The 24650-nt window shown below is 65.3% G+C and carries 19 protein-coding genes; 5 read left to right on the top strand and 14 right to left on the bottom strand.

Annotated features, from left to right (window positions below; genetic code table 11):
- Positions 1-96: 96 nt before the first annotated feature.
- Positions 97-2370 (bottom strand): DUF1522 domain-containing protein, encoded by a 2274-nt coding sequence (locus ACRQ5Q_RS14285; RefSeq protein ID WP_439398440.1) that lies wholly within the window; start codon positions 2368-2370, stop codon positions 97-99.
- Between the two features lie 321 nt (positions 2371-2691).
- Positions 2692-4965 carry a DUF1522 domain-containing protein gene (locus tag ACRQ5Q_RS14280; RefSeq protein WP_439369271.1) on the bottom strand — a complete coding sequence of 758 codons (2274 nt, stop codon included), beginning with the start codon at positions 4963-4965 and terminating at the stop codon, positions 2692-2694.
- A gap of 322 nt (positions 4966-5287) precedes the next feature.
- On the opposite strand from ACRQ5Q_RS14280, the gene flbT reads away from it, so the two are divergent.
- Positions 5288-5725, top strand: coding sequence for a flagellar biosynthesis repressor FlbT (gene flbT / locus ACRQ5Q_RS14275; protein ID WP_439369272.1), 438 nt, complete (start codon positions 5288-5290; stop codon positions 5723-5725).
- Positions 5726-5796: 71 nt separating this feature from the next.
- Here flbT and ACRQ5Q_RS14270 read toward each other — a convergent pair whose 3' ends face one another.
- The 9 genes from ACRQ5Q_RS14270 to ACRQ5Q_RS14230 all read right to left on the bottom strand — a co-directional run bounded on the left by ACRQ5Q_RS14270 (position 5797) and on the right by ACRQ5Q_RS14230 (position 19428).
- A complete protein-coding gene (locus tag ACRQ5Q_RS14270) occupies positions 5797-7293 on the bottom strand; it encodes a pyridoxal phosphate-dependent decarboxylase family protein (RefSeq protein WP_439398438.1) in 1497 nt (498 codons plus the stop codon).
- Complete coding sequence (locus tag ACRQ5Q_RS14265) at positions 7290-8543, bottom strand: ATP-grasp domain-containing protein (RefSeq protein WP_439398436.1); 1254 nt, start codon at positions 8541-8543, stop codon at positions 7290-7292. The genes ACRQ5Q_RS14270 and ACRQ5Q_RS14265 overlap by 4 nt, the downstream gene beginning before the upstream one ends.
- 1 nt (position 8544) lies before the next feature.
- Positions 8545-10167 (bottom strand): hypothetical protein, encoded by a 1623-nt coding sequence (locus ACRQ5Q_RS14260; protein WP_439398435.1) that lies wholly within the window; start codon positions 10165-10167, stop codon positions 8545-8547.
- Positions 10168-10177: 10 nt separating this feature from the next.
- Positions 10178-10960 (bottom strand): hypothetical protein, encoded by a 783-nt coding sequence (locus tag ACRQ5Q_RS14255; RefSeq protein WP_439369279.1) that lies wholly within the window; start codon positions 10958-10960, stop codon positions 10178-10180.
- 71 nt (positions 10961-11031) lie between these two features.
- Positions 11032-12915, bottom strand: a complete 1884-nt coding sequence (locus ACRQ5Q_RS14250; RefSeq protein ID WP_439398433.1) for a flagellar protein — start codon at positions 12913-12915, stop codon at positions 11032-11034.
- 20 nt (positions 12916-12935) lie between these two features.
- The gene (gene flgK / locus ACRQ5Q_RS14245; protein ID WP_439398432.1) at positions 12936-14819 is read right to left on the bottom strand and encodes a flagellar hook-associated protein FlgK; all 1884 of its coding nucleotides are present in this window, start codon (positions 14817-14819) and stop codon (positions 12936-12938) included.
- A 34-nt stretch (positions 14820-14853) separates the two neighbouring features.
- On the bottom strand, positions 14854-17121 hold the full coding sequence (locus tag ACRQ5Q_RS14240; RefSeq protein WP_439398430.1) for a flagellar hook-basal body complex protein: 2268 nt from the start codon (positions 17119-17121) through the stop codon (positions 14854-14856).
- A gap of 239 nt (positions 17122-17360) precedes the next feature.
- A complete protein-coding gene (gene msrB / locus ACRQ5Q_RS14235) occupies positions 17361-17873 on the bottom strand; it encodes a peptide-methionine (R)-S-oxide reductase MsrB (protein WP_439369283.1) in 513 nt (170 codons plus the stop codon).
- 85 nt (positions 17874-17958) lie between these two features.
- A complete protein-coding gene (locus ACRQ5Q_RS14230) occupies positions 17959-19428 on the bottom strand; it encodes an NAD(P)/FAD-dependent oxidoreductase (RefSeq protein WP_439398429.1) in 1470 nt (489 codons plus the stop codon).
- 195 nt (positions 19429-19623) lie between these two features.
- Here ACRQ5Q_RS14230 and ACRQ5Q_RS14225 point away from each other — a divergent pair, with 195 nt between their 5' ends.
- Entirely contained in the window at positions 19624-20160 is a 537-nt protein-coding gene (locus ACRQ5Q_RS14225) for a SixA phosphatase family protein (protein WP_439369285.1), read from the top strand.
- Positions 20161-20209: 49 nt separating this feature from the next.
- Positions 20210-20635, top strand: a complete 426-nt coding sequence (locus ACRQ5Q_RS14220; RefSeq protein ID WP_018642845.1) for a universal stress protein — start codon at positions 20210-20212, stop codon at positions 20633-20635.
- Positions 20636-20789: 154 nt separating this feature from the next.
- Here ACRQ5Q_RS14220 and ACRQ5Q_RS14215 read toward each other — a convergent pair whose 3' ends face one another.
- Positions 20790-21023: a DUF1127 domain-containing protein gene (locus ACRQ5Q_RS14215; protein WP_439398427.1), complete on the bottom strand. Its 234-nt coding sequence runs from the start codon at positions 21021-21023 to the stop codon at positions 20790-20792.
- A gap of 186 nt (positions 21024-21209) precedes the next feature.
- Between ACRQ5Q_RS14215 and ACRQ5Q_RS14210 the strand changes: the two genes are divergently transcribed.
- A complete protein-coding gene (locus tag ACRQ5Q_RS14210) occupies positions 21210-22553 on the top strand; it encodes a PLP-dependent aminotransferase family protein (RefSeq protein ID WP_439398425.1) in 1344 nt (447 codons plus the stop codon).
- Between the two features lie 13 nt (positions 22554-22566).
- Here the strand turns inward: ACRQ5Q_RS14210 and ACRQ5Q_RS14205 are convergent, their stop codons facing one another.
- The gene (locus ACRQ5Q_RS14205; protein ID WP_439369288.1) at positions 22567-23148 is read right to left on the bottom strand and encodes a hypothetical protein; all 582 of its coding nucleotides are present in this window, start codon (positions 23146-23148) and stop codon (positions 22567-22569) included.
- 64 nt (positions 23149-23212) lie between these two features.
- Here ACRQ5Q_RS14205 and ACRQ5Q_RS14200 point away from each other — a divergent pair, with 64 nt between their 5' ends.
- Positions 23213-23647, top strand: coding sequence for a hypothetical protein (locus ACRQ5Q_RS14200; RefSeq protein ID WP_439398423.1), 435 nt, complete (start codon positions 23213-23215; stop codon positions 23645-23647).
- A 254-nt stretch (positions 23648-23901) separates the two neighbouring features.
- Here ACRQ5Q_RS14200 and ACRQ5Q_RS14195 read toward each other — a convergent pair whose 3' ends face one another.
- Positions 23902-24408, bottom strand: coding sequence for a YciE/YciF ferroxidase family protein (locus ACRQ5Q_RS14195; RefSeq protein WP_439369291.1), 507 nt, complete (start codon positions 24406-24408; stop codon positions 23902-23904).
- Positions 24409-24650: the final 242 nt, after the last annotated feature.

Raw genomic sequence — 24650 nt, 5'->3', positions numbered from 1 at the left:
CTGGAACCCAGGATTTACGGAGCCGCCAGGGAACGCAAAAAAGCGGCGGGGCCGAAGCCCCGCCGCTCTCTTTTGTGTCGTTATTTCAGCCGCTTATTAGCGGAGCAGCTGGAGCACGCTCTGCTGAGATGTGTTGGCCAGCGAGAGCGCGGAGACTGCAATCGACTGGCGCGTCGACAGCGCCTGGCTGTTGGCCGCTTCCTCGTTGGTATCCGCCAGCGTCAGGTTGGACGAGCCGGTCTGCAGCACGTTGATCAGGTTCTTGTTGAAGTCCTGACGCACCTGCACCACCGAGAGGTTCGAACCCAGGGTGGAGGCTTCCGAGCGCAACGTGCTCGAGGCAGCATTGAGGCTCGCCAGGACTTTGTTGGTGGCCGAGTTGTCGATGAAGTCGGTGCCCTGCACCAGCGCGGCGAGACCCAGACCCTTCGAGTTGAAGGTCACGCCGGTGATGTTCAGGCTCGACTTGCCGGTCTCGTCGAACACCAGCTTGAGCTGGTCGCCGTTGAGCAGGTTCACGCCGTTGAAGGACGAGTCGACCGAGGTCGTGTCGATCTGCGACATGATGTTGTTGTACTGCGCCACCAGGTTGGAACGCGTGGCTTGGGCGACCGCGTCGACGGTCGGCGTCGTCGCGTTGGTCCAGGTCAAGGCGGTCGTGATCGTACCGCCGATCACGCCGCCTGCGGCAACCGAGCCGATCGTCGATGAGGCGTAATCGTTGATGACGGAGACCGTGAGCAGGCCGTTGGCATCGATCGTGGCGGCCAAATTGTCGGCCTGCAGCTTGGCATTCAGCTGGTCCAGAGTCTTCACCGTACCGCCGGTGCCGTCGCCGAATGTGACGTTGACCGCCGTACCGCCGTTGAAGGAGGTAAAGGTCAGGGTCTTGCCGGAGATGCTGCCGGGAGCTGCGGCACGACTCGCGGTGAAGGCGGTGCCCGTACCGGTCGAGCCGGTGAGGCCGAGCGCGGACAGCGCATTCCCCGAACCGGTGATCGACAGATCCGAGTTCGCACCCGTCGAGATGTGCAGCGCGCCGGCGACGATCGAGGAGTTCGTCGCACCGGTGGCGGTCTGCAAGGTCGCCGTGCCCGAACTCACGGACTTCACCGACTGCACGCCGGTGGCGAGATCGAGCGCGGTCAGCACGTCGGCAACCGTCGCCGCCTGCAGGTAGACGATCGAGTTGCCGTTGCCGTCGGTCACCACGTTGCTGCCGGTACCGGCAATGCTGGAGCCGGTCGGAACGTTGGCAGCCGCCGGAACCACCGCGTTCTTGAACGTGATGGTCTTGCCGTCGACGTTCAGCGTCGAGCCGTCGGCGATCAACGTGCCGAGCGAGGCCGAGGTGGTGGTGCGGGTCGCCGAGACCGTGGCGTTGCCGGAGCCGGTCGCGGTCGTCAGACCGAGGGCCTTCAGCATGTCGGCCTTGCCGGTGATGTTGAGATCGCCGCCGGTCGAGGTCGTGAAGGTGATCTTGCCGGCGGCAATCGCCGCCGCAGTGTTGCCGGCCGGCGTGCTGAGCGTCGCAGCGCCCGCGGCGACGACCGCATTCTGGGCACCGCTGGCGAGATCGATCGCGTTCAAGAGGTCGCCGACGGTTGCGGACGTGGTGGTCGTGCTGGTGCCGGTGTAGACAATCGAGTTGCCATTGCCGTCAGTGGCGATGTTGCCGGTGACACCATAGCCTGCCGGCGCAGCCGCAGCCGCCGGGACCGCAGTCGCCGAGATGGTGATGGTGTGGCCGTTGACCGTCAGCGTGCTGCCGTCGGTGAACTTGGTGTTGGCGCCGGTGGTCAAGCCGGAGGCCGCATCGAACAGCTTGGTGGCCGTCGTGATCGCGGCAGCCGAGGTGTCGTTGACGGCGGTGACTGCCTGGAAGGTTGCCACCGTGCCACCCAGCGTGGTGCTGGCGGTCGCGGCCGTTGCACCGCCGGCGGCGCCGGAGAACAGCACGTTCGACAACGCGCTGGTGCTCGAATAGGTCGTGGTGCCGCGCAGGTCGGAGGCCGTCGCGCCGGCGATCGTGGTGGAGACGTTCGACTTGGTCGAGTAACCGACCGTGGTCTGGAGCGCCTGATTGGCGATCGACTTGGCGCTATCGAGCAACTTCGACAGCGAGGTGATGCCGGTGTTGGCGGCCTGCAGCACCTGCACGCCGTTGGCGATGCCGTCGAGGAGATTGTTGATGTCGCTGGCGCGGTTGTCGAGCGACTGGGCCGTGAAGAAGTTGGTGGGATTATCCAGCGCCGTGTTCACCTTCTTGCCGGTCGACAGACGCGACTGCGTGGTGGCGAGGAGGTCGGCGGTGGACTGGAGAGAGAGCAGGTTCTGGCGAACCGACGCAGAGAGAACGATACCGGACATAACTCTTACCCTTCTGGTTTACGCGTCTTCTTTCGATCGCTTCGGATCGAGTGACGGGCACAGCCTGAGGGGACATGGCTAACAAAGGGTGAAACCTGCTCGCGCGCCGTAAGCGCCGGTTCACCATAACGCTGCGCAAGCGCGTCGAAATCGGTGACGATCGATCTGAAACTCTTCACTTTTTTGGCGTTTGCTCCCCGTTAACCATAACCGACGGTTACTTTTTCAGAGCCGCCAGACCACCTCTCGAACGGTTACGCAAAAAGAAAGCGGCGGGGCCGAAGCCCCGCCGCCATGACTTGATTGCGATGTCGTCAACTATTAGCGGAGCAGCTGGAGCACGCTCTGCTGCGACTGGTTGGCCAGCGACAGCGCGGAGACCGCGATCGACTGTCGGGTCGACAGCGCCTGGCTGTTGGCCGCTTCCTCGTTGGTGTCGGCCAGCGTCAGGTTGGACGAGCCGGTCTGCAGCACGTTGATCAGGTTCTTGTTGAAGTCCTGACGCACCTGCACCACCGAGAGGTTCGAACCCAGGGTGGAGGCTTCCGAACGCAGCGTGCTCGACGCGGTGTTCAGCTTGGCCAGCACCTTGTTGGTCGCCGAGTTGTCGATGAAGTCGGTGCCCTGCGCCAGCGCGGCGAGACCCAGACCCTTCGAGTTGAAGGTCACGCCGGTGATGTTCAGGCTCGACTTGCCGGTCTCGTCGAACACCAGCTTGAGCTGGTCGCCGTTGAGCAGGTTCACACCGTTGAACGAGGCGTCCAGCGAAGTGGTGTCGATCTGCGTCATGATGTTGTTGTACTGATTGACCAGGTTGGAACGAGTCGCCTGGGCAACAGCATCAGCAACGGGCGCAGTCGCGTTCGACCACGTCAAGGCCGACGTGATCGTGCCGCCGATCGTGCCGCCGGCACTCGCCGAGCCGATCGTGGAGGAGGCATAGTCGTTGGTGGCCGAGACGGTGAGCAGGCCGTTGGCATCGATCGTGGCAGTCAGATTGTTAGCCTGAAGCTGCGTGTTGAGCTGATCGAGCGTCTTGACCGTGCCGCCGGTGCCGTCGCCGAACGTGACGTTGACCGCCGTGCCGCCGTTGAAGGAGGTAAAGGTCAGGGTCTTGCCGGAGATGCCGCCGGAGGCCGCAGCGCGGCTCGCGGTGAACGAAGTGCCCGTACCCGTCGAGCCGGTGAGGCCGAGCGAGGACAGCGCATTGCCGGTGCCGGTGATCGTCAGATCCGAGTTCGCACCCGTCGAGATGTGCAGCGCGCCGGCGACGATCGAGGAGTTCGTCGCACCGGTGGCGGTCTGCAAGGTCGCCGTGCCCGAACTCACGGACTTCACCGACTGCACGCCGGTGGCGAGATCAACCGCGGTCAGCACGTCGGCAACCGTCGCCGCCTGCAGGTAGACGATCGAGTTGCCGTTGCCGTCGGTCACCACGTTGCTGCCGGTACCGGCAATGCTGGAGCCGGTCGGAACGTTGGCAGCCGCCGGAACGACCGCGTTCTTGAACGTGATGGTCTTGCCGTCGACGTTCAGCGTGGAGCCGTCGGAGATCAAGGAGCCGAGCGAGGCCGAGGTGGTGGTGCGGGTCGCCGAGACCGTGGCGTTGCCGGAGCCGGTCGCGGTCGTCAGACCGAGGGCCTTCAGCATGTCGGCCTTGCCGGTGATGTTGAGATCGCCGCCGGTCGAGGTCGTGAAGGTGATCTTGCCGGCGGCAATCGCCGCCGCAGTGTTGCCGGCCGGCGTGCTGAGCGTCGCAGCGCCCGCGGCGACGACCGCATTCTGGGCACCGCTGGCGAGATCGATCGCGTTCAAGAGGTCGCCGACGGTTGCGGACGTGGTGGTCGTGCTGGTGCCGGTGTAGACAATCGAGTTGCCATTGCCGTCAGTGGCGATGTTGCCGGTGACACCATAGCCTGCCGGCGCAGCCGCAGCCGCCGGGACCGCAGTCGCCGAGATGGTGATGGTGTGGCCGTTGACCGTCAGCGTGCTGCCGTCGGTGAACTTGGTGTTGGCGCCGGTGGTCAAGCCGGAGGCCGCATCGAACAGCTTGGTGGCCGTCGTGATCGCGGCAGCCGAGGTGTCGTTGACGGCGGTGACTGCCTGGAAGGTTGCCACCGTGCCACCCAGCGTGGTGCTGGCGGTCGCGGCCGTTGCACCGCCGGCGGCGCCGGAGAACAGCACGTTGGTCAGTGCGCTCGTGCTCGAATAGGTCGTGGTGCCGCGCAGGTCGGAGGCCGTCGCGCCGGCAATCGTGGTCGAGACGTTCGACTTGGTGGAATAGCCGACCGTGGTCTGGAGCGCCTGATTGGCGATCGACTTGGCCGAGTCGAGCAGCTTCTGCAGCGAGGTGATGCCGGTGTTGGCAGCCTGCAGCACCTGCACGCCGTTGGCGATGCCGTCGAGGAGATTGTTGATGTCGCTGGCGCGGTTGTCGAGCGACTGGGCGGTGAAGAAGTTGGTGGGGTTATCCAGCGCCGAGTTCACCTTCTTGCCGGTCGACAGACGCGACTGCGTGGTGGCGAGGAGGTCGGCGGTGGACTGGAGAGAGAGCAGGTTCTGGCGAACCGACGCAGAGAGAACGATACCGGACATACTGTTACCTTTCTGGTAGCTACGCGTCCTGTCTGACCGAGATTGATCAAACGACCGGCGGACGGTGCCTCCGAGCCTCTAACAATCCGTGAAATGAAACCGCCGGTTTGTCCGCGTCGCGCCCAAAGCGCCTTCTTGCACGCTTGCAGTGCAGCTCTTTGCACCGCTCAAGCCATTGACATCCTTACACTCTTCAACGCGAGCGCAAATCTTTACGACCCGTTAACCACATTCAGCAAGGATTGGACCCAAATCAGGGCCGGCAGTTGTCATTCACTGCGCCGCGCGCCGCTCGTTACAAAAGGGTTGATGGAGAACAGGCATGGCTCTCAAGGTCGAGCTCAAACCGCACGAACGCATCATCGTCGGTAACTCCGTGATCACCAACACGGACCAGCGCGCCCGTCTTCTGATTGACGGCGAGAACGTGCCGATCTTGCGCGAACGCGACATCCTGACGCCGGAGACCGCCGACACCCCCGCCAAGCTCGTCTATCTGGCGGTCCAGCTGATGTACATCTCGCCGGATCCGCAGACCCAGCACGGCACCTATTTCAACCTCGTGCGTGACATCGTCACCGCAGTGCCGAGCGCCTGGCCGATCATCGAGGGCATCAACAACAACATCATGAGCGGCGACCTCTACCGGGCGCTCAAGGAGGCCCGCAAGCTAATCGCTTATGAAGACAAGCTGCGCGACCAGTACGAGGCCACGCATCCGAAGAGCGATATCAAGAGCGACGTCAGCTCGGCCGCCTGAGCGCTTCGCGCATCTGAAAGCAAAACGCCCCGGACCAGGTCCGGGGCGTTTTGACTTGAGCGATCTTGATGTCACTGCGCCGCGATTGGCGGCGCCTCGACCTGGATCACGCCGCCGCCGCGCTGCGCACCGAACTTGACCACGGCCGCAACCAGCGCATCGATATCCGTCTCCTCAGTGCGGTGATTGACGATCGCGGCACGGATCGCGAACTTGCCGTCCAGCGTCGTGCCCGAGGGCGCGGCGATGCCGGACTCCTGGATGTCGGCGACGATCTCGCGATTGACCGCATCGCCTGAGCGATAGCGGAAGCAGACGATGTTGAGATTCACCGGCGCCAGCAATTCCAGCCGCGGTTCGGCCAGCACGCGCGCCTCCAGATATCTGGCGAGCGCGCAGCTTCGTGCGATCACCGCACCCAGCCGGTCGGTGCCGAACGTCTTCAGCGTGAACCAGGCCTTCAGCGCCCGGAAGCCGCGCGACAGATCGGGACCGAGATCGCACGGCCAGACCGCACCCGCCGCCAGCCCCCTCGCCTCGCGGCTCAGATAGGCCGCCGGCTGGGCGAAGGCCTGTCGATGCCGTTCGCCATCGCGCACCAGCAGGAAGCCGGCGTCATAGGGCACCTGCCCCCATTTGTGGAAGTCGAGCGCAATGGAGTCGGCGAACTCGATGCCGGCGAGCAATGGCGCCAGCTCGGGAGAAAGAATTGCGAGCGCGCCAAAAGCGCCGTCAACGTGAAACCAGAGACCTTCCTCGCGGCACAGGTCCGCGACCGCCCTGAGATCGTCGATCGCACCGACATCGACCGTGCCGGCGGATGCGACCACCAGGAACGGCCTGAAGCCGACCTCGCGATCGGCCGCGATCTGCGCGCGCAGCGCGGCGACATCGATGCGATGATCGGCGTCGACGTCGATCTTGCGCAGCGCATCGGTGCCGAGCCCGGCGATGTCCATCGCCCTCGGGACACAGCCATGCGCGGCCCGCGACGTGTAGGCCGTGAGCAGCGCACCATCGTTGCCGATGCCGTGCTGCCGCGCCAGCGTGCCGAGCGTAGCGCCGCGCGCCACCAGCACCGCCATCAGATTGGCCATCGACGTGCCCGTGACGAAGATGCCGCTCGCTTCTTCCGGGAAGCCGAACAGGCTGCGTATCCAGTCGACGATCTGGCGTTCGACCTCGACTGGCATGTGGTCGCGCCCGCCGAGATTGGCGTTGAGCCCAGCGGCAAGCATCTCCGCAACCATGCCGACAGCCGTGCCGCCGCCATGCACCCAGCCCATGAAGCCGGGATGAACGTTGCCAGTCGCATAGGGCGCGACATGCTCGGCGAATTCGCGATAGACCTCCGCGAGATCGCTTGCCTCGCGCGGCACGTCGGACTTGATGGCCGCGCGGACCCCGTCGGGGATCGGCTGCCAGACGGGGCGCGCGCGGACGTTGGCGATGCCGTCGATCGCCTCGTCGAGCATGCGATGGGCGAGCGCGCGGAATTCGCTCCAGTCCTGCGGATCGAGCGAGGTGTACGTGACGGAGCCTTGCGTGTTGCGGATGATCTCGTTCATGCGGCGCTCCCCTCGCCCGCCTTGGCGTGCCGCGACAGCATCGCCGTGAACGCGGCAAAGATCTTGCGCATCTGCGGCGGCTTGTATGGAAACACGGCGGGCGGATCCATGTTGTGCACGACGGCGGTGTTGTCGGCCTCGAACACCAGCAGCTCGCCTTTCTGGTTCTCGGCGCAGTCGACGATGAAATAGTCGAGGCCGACGCGCCGGCTCATCTCGTCGAGCGCATTCCTGTGGCGCGCCGCGAAGGCGTGATCGAAGTCCTGCATGAAGACGGCCTCTTCAGCGCGTTTCTCCTCGCTGAACGCCATGTAGGCGTTGAGATACCAGATGTCCCAACGATCGGCGATCGCCATGTGACAGGCATAGGGCTCGCCGTCGACTATGGTGAGCCGGATCTTGCGAAAGAGCCCGTCGGGGCTCGCGTAGTTGACGAAACGCGCGACGAAAAAGTCCTGCTCCTGTCGTTCGACCAGATAGGCCTTCAGCGCAGCTGCATCGTCGACCTTCGCGAGCCCGACGCCGGCGTGCGTGCCGCGCGGCCGTACGATCATTGGAAAGTGCAATTCGTCCGTAATCTCCGCGCAAGCGATTCGTCCCTCCGAGAGAGCCGTCAATTGCGCACGGGTCGCGTTGGCGGTCACGGGAATGTCGAGACCGGGGATATCAGCCAGCAACCGATACAGCTTGTCGCGATCGAGATTGCCAATCAGCTCGGGACGATTGAGCAGCGGCCGCGGCCAGCGCGGCGCGGCCTGTTCCATGACGGCGAGCGCCTCGCGGCATTCCGCGGAATCGGAGGCGACCACGATGGCCACGTCATGATCGGGCAACGTCTCGGGCAGGCCGACGCCCTTCACCACGTAGAGCGTCAGCAGCTCGATGTCGGAGCCTTCGAGCAGGAACTCGATCGGGGTATTGCCGCCCATGTCGATATCGGCCGCGAGCGCAAGCACACGCATGCGTGGTTTGGCAGCCGCGCAGGGCGTGCGAAACAATTGATGAAAGGCGAGCACCTCGGTCTGGATCACGAGGCCGGCCTCTTTCTCGCCGAGCAGCTGGGCGATCAGCGACAGATCGAGGCCCTCGCCTGCCTCCGCGGTTCCTTCCGCGATCCGCGCCAGAAGCTTCTCACGCAACGGATGCAGATTGCCGCCCTCGAAAGCCCGGCGCGTCAGCTGCGCAAAGCCGATACGGTCGGAATAGGCTGGCGGGGCGGCGCCGTTCGGCGCGGAAACAGGATTCAGCATCTTAGGCCTCGAGCACAAACTTCCCCGGCACAGCCGTGGCACCGTCGAGCAGCAGCTCGATCTTCACCAGCACGTCGGCGACGCGATCGAGGATATGCTGCAAATTGCGTTGCGACTGCGCGGCGTCCGCCGACCAGGCTTCGGTGACGAGCCGCGCGCCGACACACAGCCGCAGCAATCCTCGCTTGCCGTCCGCCCGCTCGAGCCGTACCGGCTGACCGACCAGGCAGCGTTGTGCGGCGACCTGCCGGTCCGCCGCGCTGCCGCCGATGTCGTTGCTCATGTCGCGCGCCAGAGCGCGATGCACGGCGCTGGTGTCCGCGATGGGGACTAGCTTGCCGCCGCGGAGCAGCGTGAACGGAAAGATCGTGGCGGCTGCGAATTCCTCGTCATCCACGCCGGCCTGCCCGGACGGATTCGGAACGGCTTGAAGCGCCGGCGACAGCGCGATCATGCTGTCGATGCCGGAGGCGAGCTCGGCCAGCGCCCCGGCGCGGAAAGCGCCGGGCACGGCATAGTAGTTGCCGATCTCCGACAGCGCCGCCTCCCAGCGCAGCCATTGGCCGAAATTCGGCCGGCGCTCGAAGCGCGAGCGCAACGCCGTCCAGGCCGTTGGCCAGTCGCAGCGGCCGGCATAGTCGAAGATGCCCGGCGCCATCGCGCCGATCCGATCGATCGACCGCGCCAGGCCCTTCGGCACCAGCAGCGCGCCGCTGAAGGCGGGACCGCCGAAGAATTTCGAGCCGGTCATCAGCACCATGTAACCGCGCTCGAGATAAGAACGCAGTCGCCCGCGACCGAGTCGCGCCTGGCAGGCATCGACGACCACCTGAACCTTGCGCGGCCAGCGCCGCGCGATCTCATCGAGGCAGGCAGCACTCGGCGCGCGCCAGCCGAGTTTTGACGAATCCATGATATGCAGAAGAACGCAGCGGCCTGGCGCGAGGCTGTTCTCAATTGCTCGCATTACTGCAGCGTCGGCATCGGCGCGCATCGCGATGTCGGCCGTGGCGTGGTCGAGCAGCGGCACCGCAATGCTGTCGCCGGCAAGCCCCGCCACCTCGCCGTCCTTGCGCACCGCGAAGCCGCTCGCCGTCAGCGAGCTGAAATGGCGCCCGCCCGCAGTATGGGCCGTGCCGCTGCCGGTCTGGTCGGCGCCGACCACGATCGTCACCGGCGGCGCGCCAAGCACCACGCGCGCCAGGAACAACGCGTGGAGCTGGGAGTCGGTGCCCGACGGCGAGAACACGATGTCGACGTGCGGCGGAAGCTGGAGGTGCCCGCGCAGCTCCTCGCGCATGCCCTCGCAACGTGCGTCGAAGGCGACTTCGACCTCCTCGAACAGGCATCTATGCATCAACTCTTCGCGCGCCAGCGCGGCGCGGTCATAGGCTCGTTGCGAGATCGTGGACGCGGTCGACGAGGCGAAATTCCAGATCTCCGGCTCCGGCGATGGCGCACAGCCATAGGCGTTGACGCGGTCGTCCAGATCGAGCGTCAACCGGGGATCGCCGCCCGAGACCAGCAGCGTGTCGAGCGGCGTGAAGAGATCGCGCAATCGATAGCGCGAGCTGGCGTCGGACGCCCGTTCGATGTCTGCCGGACGGGATGCGCCGGTGCTCATCCCGAAGCGCTCAGGCCGCGTCGGCCGCCGCCGCAGGCGCCGGCGCGAATTGCGAGGCGATATCGCCGTGGAACACCGACGGCCCGACATGGTCGAGCGAGCTCTGGATGTCGGCCCAGATCTCGCCGCCGATATCGGTCCAGCGCTTGCAGAAGGCGAAGTCCTCGGAGAGATAGGTGCCGGTCCCGGGATCAATCATGCATTCGAACAGCGCGAACCGGTTCTGGCTCGCCGCCAACGTGTCGTGCGAATGCTCTCGGAAGAACTGCAGGTTCGCATAGTCCGGATGGCGGCACATCGCCTCCAGCACGTGACGCCGGATCATCAGGAAGCCGGTGCCGGCATAACGCACGCGGGTAAAACCATTGACCACCACGATGCGGTCGGTATCCTCGATCTCCAGCACGTAGTCGAGCGAGGCGGCCGGCACGTCGGCTCGACCTGACTGGATCGCACGCGCCGCCTTGTCCCAGTTGACCCGCTTGATGGGATAGCAGCCCGCAACGACGTCGGCGCCGCATTCGATCAGCCGGAACACCTGCTCGGGCTTGAAGCCGATATCGGCGTCGACGAAGAGGAAATGCGTCGCCTTGGGATCGTCCAGGAACATCGCAACCAGATTGGCCCGCGCCCGCGTGATCAGTGCATCGCCGTCGCGCAAGTGCACCTTGAGCTCGAGATTGGACATGCCGTGCACGGCGCGCTGAAGCGCGAAGATCGAGCTCGCATAGATGCTCGACACCTGCCCGCCGAAGCAAGGCGTCGCCACCACCAGCTGCATCTTGTCAGACATCGACAGCTCCGCCCCGCTCAAATCCTCACCAACAGGTAAACAGGCATGGTTAACGGCGTCTTAACGCATCCTTACAGGAACTTGACGAGCGAGAGCTGCGCGAGTTTTGAGGTGGTCTGGTAGGACGCCTGAAGCGCATTCTGGAGCGCCAGGATCTCGCTCGCGACCTGGTCGGGCGAGGCCGATTCCGCCTGGTCGACGATGGTCTGGAGCTGCGCCTTGGCCTGGGTCTGGCGCGTGGTCGCGTCCTTCATCGTGTTCTGGGCCATCGCGATGTCGGTCTGGATGTCCTCGATGCGCTGCTGGCCGGGCTGCTGGGTCAGCGCCTGCGTCACCCGCAGGCTCAGCGCCGAGACCTGCCCGCCGGAGTACTGGCCGGTCGGCGAGGTCGAGAAGGTCGCGAAAACGGCGATCGCCTGCAACTGGCGGCGGATCGCGTCCTCGTTCGCCTGTGCGCCATACTGCACCGTGACGGCATCGTCGACCCGCGCCATCGCGGTGGAGCGCGGCGAGCCGGGCCCGTCATTGCCGAGGTACCATTTCACGGTGTTGGCGGAGCCGTTCACCAGCGTCGTCGCCGAGCTCGCCGGCGATGAGCCGACGCGCAGCGGCGGCTGCGTGGCCGTCACCGGTGTCGCGCTGAAGCCGAGCGAGACCAGCGCGCTCGTGTTCGAGCTCGTGATGTTCAGGCCCGCCGCATCGTCGGTGTTGATCGTGATCGCGCCGCCATGGACCGTCGACGGCTTCGACGTCCCCGTGATCGCGTCGATCTTGCTCAGCAGGGTCTGGATGCTGTCGGTGACGTTGAGCTGGTTGCCGGTCGCGCCCGAGCCGACGAAGGTGAGCGTAGTGCCGTTGACGGTGATGGTGTCGCCGGCGACGAAGCCCGGCGAAATCGAGTCCGAGGGGCTGGTGCCAGACAGCGCCGTCGCCCCGCTGATCGGTGCGGACGGAGCCGCCTGGTTGGTCTTGGGGGCGCCGATCGCGGAGCTTGCGGTGTTGAAGAAATTATCGCCGGCGGTCACGGCCGACGCCGCGACCAGCGAGGTGTTGGAGAGCTTCTTGATCGCCGTGTTCAGCGCCGTGTTCAGATTCGCCGCCGTGTTGTTGGGGTTGACCGGGACGCTCGCGTCGATCGCAAAGCTGCCGAGCGGCGTCGGCGTCGCCGAGGACGCGGTCAGGTCGATCTGCTCGGTGCTGCCGTCCGGCAGCGTGAACTGGATGCTCAGCTTGTCGCCGTTGTTTGGATTGTTTCCGTTCAGATCGACCGAGAACGACACCGGCGAGCCGCTCGGGCCGGTGACGGTCGCGCCCGTCAGCGTCGAAGACACCGCCTTGATCTTGAGCCCGAACGGCGAGCCGGCAACGTCTTCCGACACCTGGACCGAGCTCGGCGTCGGCTGCGTCTGCACCAGGCGCCCCATGCCGTTGGCCCCCAAGTCGGCGGCCTGGCGTTCCGCCATCACGGTTTTGAAGCCGGCCTGCGTCGTGGTGCCGTTGATGATGTCGCCGGCGTCCGCAACGGACTGCGTGTCGACCGCCGTTCCCGAGAACAGATAGCGGTTGCCCGACTGCGTGTTGAGCACGCCGACCATCGAGCCGAACTGCGCGGCGGCGGTGTTCTGCGCGATCGTCTGACCGTTGACATTCAGATCCTGCGCGGTGTTGGCCGAGCCGGTCTGCACCGTGTTGCGGATCGTCGTCAGCGACTGCAGGGCGGTGTTGGCGAGGTTGATGTTGACGTTGACGTTGGTGATCGTGTCGGTATAGGCGGCGATGTTGGAGAGCTGCGCGCGCGAGGCGATCGCAAAGCCCTCGTTGGTGCCCATGCCGGAATAGTTCTGCGACAGCTTGCCGGTCGAGAGCTGCGTCGAGAGGTCGGTCAGCTGCTGATTGATGTTGCGGATCTGCGCGCCGAGAACCGACGAGGCGTAGTTGATGCTGCTGATCGACATGTTTCAGAGCCCTGTACCGGTTACCTTTGAGCCTGGATCAACGTGTTCATCATGCTCTGCACCACCGACATCACGTGGGCGTTGGCGGCATAGGCGTTCTGGAGCTGGATCAGGTTCGACATCTCCGAGTCCAGATTGACGCTGGAGGTCGAGTCGAACTTGGCCTGGAGCGTCGAGACGACGACGCTCTGGCCCTGCTGGAGCTGCGTGGCCTGGGTCGAGGCGTTGGCCTGGATGCTCAGGAACTGCTGGAGGTAGTTCGAGACGCTGCCGGTGAAGGGCTGGTTGGCCGAGCCGAGGCCGGTCGCCGGCGAATAGGAGAACACCGCATTGGTGAGCTGCGAATAGAGATAGTCCGAACGCGTGGTGTCGCCGGCGGGCGTCACCGGCGAGGTGTTGTAGACCGACAGCCGCGTGGGATCGCTGGCCAGCTGCGTGTTCACGGCGATGCGCCCGGCAAGACCGGTCATCTGCGAACCCGATGCCGTGATCGTACCGGTGTAGAGCGCCTGCCCGCCATCGGTGAACACCGCCAGCTGCGGACTGCCCGAAGTCAGCGACGAAATCGTCTTGGTGGTCGAGGCCGAATTGACCTTGGCAAGGCCGCTGTTGTCGTCGGTGACCCGCAGCGTCGTGGCCGTTGCCGGCGACGGCGCCGCGGAGAACGTCAGGTGCGAGCCTGACAGCGCGGTATTGAGCGCGGAGGCGATTGCACCCATGCCGCCCGAAAAATTGACGCCAACCTGCATCGGGTTGGCGTTGGTGGCGTTCTGGAGCGGCAGCGCCGCCGGATCGGTCACGTTGACGAGCGTGATCTGGCGCTGGGTATTGGTCGCGGTGTCGGTATAGGTGATGTTGACCGTATTGCCCGGCAGCGCGCCGGCAAGGTCCAGGTCGAACCCGGCGGGCGGGCCCGCGACCTTGCTGCCGGCCGTGGTCTTGTCCGACAGCGCGCTCGACATCGTCGCGGCGAGCTGGTCGATCTGGGTCTGCGCCTGCACCAGCGTCTGGTCGCGCAGCTTCAGGTCGGCCGCGATCTGGCCTGAGGAAACCACATTGTTGGCGACGACGTCGATCTGCGAGCCGTTCGGCAGCCTGACGTTGAATGCGCCGACGCCGGACTTGGCGGGATCGCTGTTGTAGAGCGAGGTCGCCGACAGCGCGCCGGCCGAGACAAAGGTGAATTGCGAGGCGAGCCCGGCGCCGACGAGCTGGATGCCGGTTGTGGTGTAGATGTTGGACTGGTTCGAACCGTCGGTGGTGACGCGGACGTCGACATATTTCGACAGCGTGTTGATGGCCTGGTCGCGCTGGTCCATCAATGTCGCAGCGGAAGGATCGTTGGCCGACAGGCCCTGGAGCTTGGTGTTGATGTCGGCGACCTTCTGCATCGCTGCGTTGGCCGCCTGCGCCGAGGTGCCGAGATCCTGCTCGACGTTGGAACGCAGCGACTGGATGCCCTTGGTGGCGACGTTGAGCTGCTGCGCCAGCGCCTGCGCCGCGGCCAGCGCTACAGTCTGTGCCGACGATGCGCCCGAGCTCGTCGACAGCGCCTGCAGCGCGGTGGTGAACTTGTTCAGCGCGCTTTCGAGCGTGCCGTTATTGCCGGGCGTGCCATACACACTCTGAAGCTGCTTCAGAATATTGGCCATCTGGTCGGCATAACCGCTGCCACCGGTCTCGGTGCGCAACTGGTTCAGCACATAGGTGTCGAGTTCCCGGCTGACGCCGGTCGTCATTGCCGTCGAGCCGAAGTCGCCGGTGGTGACCTCGATCTGGTTCGCCTTCTGGACGACGTAACCCGGCGTCTGCGAGTTCGCGACGTTCGAGGAGACGATCGAGAGCGCGGCCTGGTTGGCACGCAGACCGCTCATCGCACTGGCGAGGGCTGAACTCAAACCCATGTCACTAGCCGCCTTTGGTTACATCATGCGCCGATCAGCGCAACACGTTCAGGAGGTCCTGCACCATCGAATTCGCCGTCGTGATCACCTTCGTGTTGGCCGAATAGGCCTGCTGGGTCACGATCAGCTTGGTGAACTCATCGGCAATGTCGGTGTTGGAGCCTTCCAGCGACGAGCCGCTGATGGTGCCCGAAGCGCCGTCGATCGCAGGTCCCGATTGCTCGGTCGCGGCATAGGCGCCGCCGTCGAGGGCCTTGAGGTAGTTGGTGCCGTTGAAGTGCGACAGCGAGACCTGCGCGAGATCGAGGTTCTGGCCGTTGGAGAAGGTGCCAACCACGAGGCCGTTGTTGTTGACGGCGACCGAGCGGAGCTGACCCGCGGCGTAGCCGTTCTGGGTGATGGTGTTGATGGTCACCGCGCCGCTGGTGCTGGCATATTGCGTCAGCCCGCCCGAGGAGATGTTGAAGGCGACCGAGCCGAGCTGCTGGCCGCTGACGCTGACGTTGTTGATGGTGACGCCCGAGCCGCTCGGCGAGGTCAGCGAGCCGTCGGCGGCGAAGGTGAAGGCCTGCCCGGTATTGACCCAGCCGACCGTCGTGCCGGTCGCATTCGGATCGGTCTGGTAGAACAGGTTCCAGGTGTCGGAATGGCCGGTCCCCAGCGAGGCACTGTCGGTCTTGGCCCAACGCAGCTGCAGGTTCACCGGCGTGCCCGCGGCGTTGTAGGCGGTGACCGCTCCGCCGCTGATCGATTCCTTGGTGAAGGTCGCGATGTCGTTGCCGATCACGGTGCCGGTGCCGGCCGTGCCGCCGCCGCCGCGGTTCTTGGAGATGGATGACGTGAAGCCGAGCGCCGCGAAGGCGGTGCTGTTGTTGCTCGTCACCGTCAAGGTGGGATTGGCGATACCGGTATTCAGGGTGATCACGCCGTTGCTGATCGAAGAACCGCTCGCACCGCTGAGCGTGTCGATCCTCTGGAGCAAGGTCGCGATGTCGTCGGTGATGTTGATCTGGTTCGGAGCGACAGCACCGGAGGCCACGAAGGTGATCGTGTTGGCGGGTGCCGTGCCATTGACCTGGATCGTGTTGCCGACCACGAAAGGCGTCGAGAGGACTTCCGGCCCGCCGGCTGTGGCGGTGCCGCCGAGTTGTGTGGCGCTCGTAATCGCGGGCGTGGACAGCACGTTGCCGCCGCGCGTCACGCTGCTGACGCCGAGCAAGCTTGCCGCGGTGCCGCCGATCGTGATGTCGGCCGTGGTGTTGGTCGTGATCTGGATGTTGCCGCCGGCCGTCATTGTCGCGGTGGCGGGGGCGCCGCCGGCGCCCAGGGTGATCGCATTCAGGATGTCCGACATCTTTGCGCCGGTCGGCGAGAGCAGGCCGATCGTGGTCGTGCTGCCGACCGTCGAGGCGCCGGAAACGGTGGCGTCGAAGTTGATGGTCTGGCCGTTGACCGTCAACGTCTTGCCGGCCAGGTTGGTGAGAAGGCTGGTGTTCAGATGCGGGGACACGGCGGAATCGAGCGACGTCGCGCCGGTTGCCGCCGCCGAAGCGCTGTCCAGCAGCGCCACCGAGCCGGTCGCTGTCGTTGCCGTATAGGCCGAGCGCAGATTGCCGGTGGCCGCCGCACCCGAGATCGTCGCATTCGTATAGGGCGGCGGGGGCGTGCCGACGATCAGCGGGTTGGAGGCGAAATCGGACGGGTTCAGGCCGCCGGCCGCCAGCAGCGTGCCGCTGGCCGCGGTCGAGCTCGCCGCCGTGTTCGGCACGCTCGGCAGGTTCGCGGCGTACTGGATCGAGGTCGTCGCCTGCGCCGGGATGAAGTTGTTCTGGAATTTCAGGACCGTCGCCACGTTGCCGGTCGGGTTGCCGGTCTTGGGATCGACCGTGGTGCCCATCAGATAGTAACCGGCGCCGTTGACCAGGTTGCCGTTGGCATTGAGCTGGAAGTCGCCGCGCCGTGTGTAAAGGGTTACGCCGCTGAACTGCGGCAAGTTGTCGACAACGCCGGTCGACTTCTGGATCGAGAAGAAGCCGTCTCCGGTGATCGCCATGTTGGTAGCGACGGTGGAGGACGAGATCGTGCCCTGCGTGGTGATGGTCGCCTTCGCGTTGGCCGTCACGCCGCCCGCGACCTGCTTGCTCGGGACCGAGGCGTCGGGAATGAGATCGACGAAGCTGGTGCCGATGCCCTTGTAACCGGTGGTGGAGGAGTTCGCGATGTTGCCGGAAATGTTCTGCAGCGCATAAGACTGCGCCTGCAGGCCACCCACCGAGGTGTTCATTGCATCGAAGATACCCATAACTTTGTCTCCAAATCCGATCCCGGCGGCCGGTCGACCATGGCCGCAGTCGGAAGAGACAGTCGCAAGGGCCATGCCAATGCGGGTATCTTCAGCAAATCAATGACTTAAATAGAAACGCCCCGGTCAGATGACCGGGGCACAATTGCCGGGCCGGCAACAATTGCCGGGATCCCAAAGCGTTTTCGAGCGAAGTGGGCACCGATTCGCGTGAAGAAAACGCGTCAAATAAAAGGCCCTTACGTCGCCGACGCCGCAGCCGGGTGGAAAACCAGCCCGAAACCGTCGATGCAGTAGCGCAATCCGGTCGGCTTTGGACCGTCGTCGAAGACGTGGCCGAGATGGCCGCCGCAGCGCCGGCAATGCACCTCGGTGCGCACCATGCCGTAGGTGCGGTCCTCGGTCTTGCCGACATTGCCCTCGATCGGCTGGTAGAAGCTCGGCCAGCCCGTGCCGCTCTCGAACTTGGTCTCGGACGAGAACAGCGGCAGGTCGCAGCCGGCGCAGGCGAAGATGCCCTTGCGATGCTCCTTCAGGAGCGGGCTGGAGCCCGGCCGCTCCGTGCCGTGATTGCGCAGGATCTCATATTGCTGCGGCGTGAGCTGGGCACGCCATTCGGCCTCGGTCTTGGTGATCTCGAACGTTTCCGCGGCCTTCTCGCCAGCCTCGGCAGGTGATCCTCTCAGCCAGCGGAAGGCCGAAAGGCCGAACAGGCCGGCCACAGTCGTCAGCAGGATGCGGCGGTCAAACATATCATTCTCCGTGCGCGGGGAGTCCACGCCCTGAGATACGGGCTCTAATGGCCGACGTTACACTTCGGGCGGAGGATTTCTCAACTTATTGCGAGACGCCCTCGTCCTGGACAGCCGGTTCCGCAGCCCGTTTCACGTCTTGGGCCGCATGTTCCGGCGCCGGCGCTGGCCGCGGCCGCATCCCCGGCGGCGGACGGCGCGGTCCGGTGCCGGCGGCCCGGTTGGCTTCGGCCAGACGGGCCTCGCGCTTCCTGTCCTTGACCCTGGCACGTTCGCGGTAGCGGGCCAGCGAGCCCGCGGCGGCGGAACTTGCCCTGCCCCAGATGCCGACCAATTGGCCGGCAACACGGCCGGTCGCCCCGCCAGCCCAGACCAGCTCGAACGGCGAGAACAGCTTCCAGCGTTCATCGCCCCACAAAATGCTGCGCACGATCAGCTGTCCGGCCATCGCCGAGGTGTTCATGCCCTGGCGGCCGAACCCGCTCGCCACCCACAGGCCTTTGCGCAACTGGCCGATCTGCGGCATGCCGTGCACGGTCTGGCCGGTCGCGCCGCCGAACGTCTCGGTGATCTCGACGTTGCCAAGCTGGGGAAAGATCGTGCGGATGCGCCGCTTGATGCTGCCTGCAAAACGCTGCGGTCGCACGGCCCAGGTGGTCTCCGGGCTCTCCCACATCAGGCGGTCGCCATCGACGATGCGAAAATGGTCGACGCCGTCGGAGTCCATCACCGATCCCTTGAAGGCGATGATCTCGTGCAGGAGCTCGCCGAGCGGCGCGGTGATGCCTGCATAGCGCCAGACCGGCAGCAGCGTCTCCGACAGGCGCCGCAAGGGCGCGCCGAGATGGATGTTGCCGGCCAGCACGATGTGGGTGGCGCGCAACCGCGCCGATGGCGTGACGATGCGCTTGCGGATGCCGGAATGATCGATGCTGACGACCGGCGTGTCCTCGAAGATGCGGGCGCCTGCCCGCCGCGCCAGTGCCGCTAGGCCGTGCACATATTTGCGGCCGTCGACCTGGAACGCCCTGGGGTAATGCACGCCGTGGAAGTAACGCTCGGTCTTCAGCGCCTCGCTGACGCGATCGACCTGCCAGCCCTCGACCTCGGTGTCGAAATCCTCGTTCAGCATCTGCAGCCGGCTGATCAGGCGGTCGCCGGCATCGACGTTGGAGACCTCCAGCACGCCGTCGCTCGGGGCAATCCCCGGTATGTTCTCCTCGGTGGCGTTGGCGCGAACGAATTCGGCCCCCTCCTTCGAGAGCGCCCACAATTCGCGCGCGTCCTCGAGACCGATGCGCTCGATCAGCTCTGTGAGCGGCAGCGCAAAGCCCGGCATCACGGTGCCGAGCTGGTTGCCGGAGGCATTCCAGCCGACATGACGGCCCTCGAGCACGACGACGCTGGCCCCGAGCCGGGCCGCCTCCAGCGCGATGGAGAGCCCCGCAAGCCCGGCTCCGATCACGCAGATGTCGGCGTCGAGTTCGAATGAGAGCCGTGTGCGCTCGCGGAAGCCGGCTTCGTCCTGGGACACGCTTGTGAAAGTCTCGCTCATGTCGTTTTCTTAGAGCATGATCCGGAAAAGTGTGCAGCGGTTTTCCGAAAAGATCATGCTGAAAACAACAACTTAAATCGCGATGACGATTTGTTCTGACTTCATCGCGCTTTAACGGTGCAACCGGGCGCCTGTCACCTTGTCCTCAACCGGCGCCTGTAGATTATCCAGGACGTGGAACGATTCGAGAATGCCATGCGCCGTTTGATGCTGCTGCGTCACGCCAAGACCGAGACTGACGCGCCAAGCGGCCGTGACCAGGATCGCCGCCTCGACGACCGCGGCCACAAGGATGCCGCCCAGATGGGCGACTGGATCGCCAGCCATCCGCCCTTCCCCGATACCGTGCTGGTGTCGCATGCCGTCCGGGCACGGCAGACCTGGGAGATCGCCTGGACGACGATGAAGGACCGCGTCGCGGCGCCGCAGGTCGAGGTCCTGCCCGAACTCTACGGCGCCGATCCCGCGCAGATCCTGGAATCCATTCGCACCGCAACGATTCCCGCCGATCCGAAGCGGTTGCTGCTGGTCGGCCACAATCCCGGCATGCACGAGATCGCCCTGATGCTGATCGGCGGCGGCGATCACGCCGGTGCCAAGGCGCTCGCCCACAACCTGCCCACGGCGGGGCTTGCGATCTTCGACTTTGACGTCAAGGATTGGGGGGACGTGGCCTACCGCCGCGGCAAGCTGGTGCTGTTCGTCAGCCCCAAGCTGCTTCGATCGGGCTGATCGCGCGACGTGCCGGCAAGACGTCCTGACCGGAAGACTGGAGGCGCAGATGTTCAAGTCCATCCTCGTGCCCATCGACCTCGCCGACACGGATCTCGCCAAGCCGGCGATCGCGACCGCGGCAACGCTGTCGCAGACCTGGAGCGGCACGGTGCGCCTGCTCAACGTGCTGCCGATGACGCCGGTGATGCTGGCCGAATACGTCCCGGCCGATTTCGACGAGCAGCAGCGCCAGACCTCTGAGGAGGCGCTCGCCATCGTCGCACGCGAATCCGGCATCGAGCCTGCTCGCATCTCCAGCGTGGTGCGCCAGGGCGGGATCTACCACGAGATCCTGGAAGAAGCCGTGCACATGAAGGCCGACCTGATCGTGATGACCTCGCACCGGCCGGCGATGCGCACCTATTTCCTGGGCTCCAACGCCGGGCACGTCGTGCGCTATGCCAAGTGCTCGGTGCTGGTGGTCAGGCACTGAGGGGTGCACCGGGCTCCGTCATTGCGAGCGGAGCGAAACAATCCAGAAATGCATCCGCGGAAAGACTCTGGATTGCTTCGCTGCGCTCGCAATGACGACGCGGAGAGGTTGTGCGTCACCCTGCCCGGATCTGCCGGGCGTGGTGACAGTCAGCTCACAGATACCGCGACAGCTCGGCCTTGAACTGCCCGTAGACGGCGTCCTCGATCTGGCTGCGATTGATGCCGATGTCGCGCAGGGCGCGGTCGTCGAGCTCGTTCAGGGTCTTGATGGCGGAGCGGCGCTCCAGGCGGTCGAACAGCGCGTAGGCGGCGGTGGCGAGCGTTGCAAAAAATCCGATCGAGGATGGGCGTAAACTCCGCCCGGCAGTTTGCGAGATCGTGGTCATGTTTCTTCTCCGGCGTATCGTCCCGCGCGGCGAAGCACGTGCCGTTGGCGCGGACGCGGTCGGCGCCTGCACCTCATCTGCCCTCGGATTGCTCTCGCTCCCCTCGGCTCAATCGCGGAACTTGATGGAACTTAAATGCTCCAGTACACTCCTCGGAGCAAGTGAAACATTGCTCTCGGTGCAATAATGTCCAAGTTCGAGTACGTGAAGCTTGCCGATGCCATTGCCGCGGATATCTCTAACGGCACGTTAAGGCCCGGCGACCGGCTGCCGCCGCAGCGCAATTTTGCCTATGATCGCGGCATCGCAGTCTCGACCGCGAGCCGTGTTTATACTGAATTGCTCCGCCGCGGCCTCGTGGTCGGCGAGGTCGGCCGCGGCACCTTCATCTCCGGCGACGTCAGGCGCGAAGTCGAGACGATCCGCGAGCCGGCAGATGCGCGGATCAATTTCGAGGTCAATTATCCGTTATTGCCGCAGCAATGGGCGATGATCGCCAAGAGCCTTGCGCGCCTCGAGCGCGTCGACGCGCTCGAATCCGCGCTACGGGCCTCGACCAGCACCGGTACCAAGAGCGCGCGCAACGCGGCCGCGGCCTATCTCGCGCGCAAGGACTTCACGCCGCAGGCCGAGCAGATCGTCTTCACCGCCAACGGCAAGCAATCGCTCGCGGCCGCGCTCGCCGCGCTTGTCCCCACCGGCGGACGCTGCGGCGTCGAGGCGCTGACCTATCCCTACATCAAGAGCATCGCCGCGCGGCTCGGCATCACGCTGGTGCCGATCCCGATGGACGAATTCGGCGCGCGGCCCGACGCGATCCAGAAGGCGCATCGCGAGGCGCATCTGTCGGCACTGTATCTGCAGCCCATCATCCAGAACCCGCTCGGCGTCACCATGAACGCGACGCGGCGTGCCGACATCATGCGCGTCGCCGAGAAGCTCGATCTCACCATCATGGAGGACGCCGTCTACGGCTTCCTTGCCGACGACACGCCGCTGGCCGCGCTCGGGCCGGACCGCTGCATCGTGATCGACAGCCTTTCCAAGAAGGTCGCGCCGGGGCTCGCGCTCGGCATCCTCGTCACACCACCTCACTTGCGCGAGAGCGTGATGAGTGCGGTCCGCACCGGCGGCTGGATCGCCTCGGGCCACGCGCTCGCGTCCGGCCAGCGGCTGATGGCCGACGGCACCGTCGCCGAGCTGACGCGGCTGAAACGCATCGATGCCTCGCGCCGTCAGCAGACCGCGGCAAGATTGCTCGCCGGCTACCAGGTCGCAGCCGACACACGCGCATATCATTTGTGGCTGACGCTGCCGCCGCACTGGCGCTCGCAGACATTCGTCGCCGCAGCAGCAAGGCGCGGCATCGCTCTGACGCCCTCGTCGACCTTCGCGATCGCGCATGGCCATGCACCGAACGCGGTGCGGCTCGCGCTAGCCCCGCCCACCCCGGAGCAACTCGATTCCGGCCTGCGCACGATCGTGTCGCTGCTCGGCACCAAGGAAGAGGATTTCGACTCGACGGAGTAGCCGACCGCCAGAACTAAGGCAGCAAGGCTTTCGGCACGCGATCGAAACTGTAGCTCTGCGGCTGGTTGCGCCGCACGAAGCCGCCGACCTGCCAGGCGAACAGCGCCGCGAAGCCGAGGATGAACAGCACGCCGGCGAATTCCCCGATCATGAGCGCGCGGATCAGAAGGCCCGCCATCGCCACGGCGAGCATCGCCAGGAACGCCAGCACCGCCGCATAGCTCTTGCGACCGAGACCTGCGGTCAATTCGGCGCGGCTGCCCGCTTTCGCCATCCGCGCATGCAGCTCGATGAGAAAATCGCGAAAGCCATTGTCCTGCGGCGCCATCAGGGCCGCGGTCTGCCAGCTCGTCGACAGGATGGCGATGCGGCCGCCGCCGCTGTGGCTGACATCGGCGCGAAAGCGGTGCTGCTGCATCGACACCGGGCGGAACGACAGCCGGATCGCCACGATCTCGTCATAGCGCCACAGGCCCGAACGGCCGCCGATGTGCCAGGACAGCCCCTCCTCGGTCAACTCGAAGCGATGCGCCGAGCCGATCAGCGACGCCTTGTAGGCGTAGCTCGTGGCCGCCCCGGCTTCGGAAACCTGCATCTCGAAATCAATCCCGTCCGCGATCCGCTTGCGCGATCGCCCCCGCCCATCCTACAAGCGAGGCATGGCAGAGACGACTTTTTTTCCGCGTCACCTGATTCTAGGCGCCGCAATGATCTCCGGCGTGCTGCTCGCGCTCGCGGTGCACATGCTGGGCGCCCGCTACGGGCTCGACCTCGGCGGCCTCTGGCGCTCCGACACGCATGAGTTCATGCCGGCCGGCGCGGCGATGGCCTGGTGGCTGATCGCAACTGTCGGCTTCTCAGGCGGGTATTTCACCGCTAGCCTGATGCAGAGCGCCGTCTCGGGCCAGATCCCGCAGCGCATGCGGCAATTCCTGATCGCGGTCGGCGTGCTCCTGCTTGCCGGTGCCGGCCAGGTCGCCTCGGCGCCGAGCCCGATCCCGACCGTCTCCGGCGTGCTGTCCGGGCTTGCCGCATTGTGCCTCGGCGCCGTGATGGCGTTTTGCGGCGCGCACTTCGCGTTGCGCCGGGGCTAACCCCTTTACGCCGAGGCGCGCAGCCGCGGGACGCCGCAAGACGCGAGCCGGCACGCCGCGCGCCGGCTCCGTCGTCCAGAGATTCATATTCGATGGTGCCCACGCGCATGCTGATCGGGCGATCGAGTACTCGGCGACGGAAATTGTGCAAACGAAATATGAGTACTGGATGCCTTCGCGGGGCATGACAGCGGATCAAGGGTGAAACAGCGCGCCGCGCGGACCACCGCGCGGCGCTCGTCAGCTAAACGTCGTTAACTCGCCGCGCGCAAATTCACCTTGCTCTCGGCAAGCGTCGTCAGCTTCTTGTCGGTCGCCTTCTCCTCCTCCAGCGTCTTGGCGAGCAGGCTGGCGCAGTCGGTGCGGCCGAGTTGCTTGGCCCAGGCGATCAGGCTGCCGTAGCGTGCGATTTCGTAATGTTCGGCGGCCTGCGCCGCGTTGATCAGCGCGGCGTCGAGCACCGCTTTGTCCGCGACTTCGCCGGCGGTCTCATCGGCCTCCTCGATGATGCCGTCGATCGCCGGGCAGTCGACTGCCTTCACGGCGACGCCATGCATCCTGAACACTTCCTCGAGCCGCGTGACATGTTGCTTGGTTTCTTCGAGGTGCGTCAAAAAGCCCTGTTTCAGCTGCGGATCGGTGGCCTTGCTGGCCATTTTCGGCAGCGCCTTGGTGAGCTGCTGCTCGGCGTAGTAGATGTCCTGGAGCTGGTGCACGAACAGATCGTTCATGGTCTTGATGTCCTTTGTGAACAGTCCCATCGTTCCAATCCTCTCGGGTTTCGGGAACACGGCGACACCGGCTTGCACGAAAGCCGCTTATTCCGCCGTGTTCGATTGCTGATCGGGACCTAACGAGCGCCCGGCATCGACGTTCCGTAAAAAACGTGCATCGCTTGAGCTGGAACAATGCAGGCGGCGGCACGATAAGAGATCGTGGCGGCATGCGAACGTACGTTCCGGGCCGATCTGCCGACTCATATGCTTAACGCGCGCCCGATGTG

Origin of the sequence: Bradyrhizobium sp. PMVTL-01 (assembly GCF_051861855.1) — a bacterium.
GTDB lineage: Bacteria > Pseudomonadota > Alphaproteobacteria > Rhizobiales > Xanthobacteraceae > Bradyrhizobium.
Note: the sequence above shows the minus strand (reverse complement) of the source record. Positions and strands in the feature narration are given on the sequence as shown.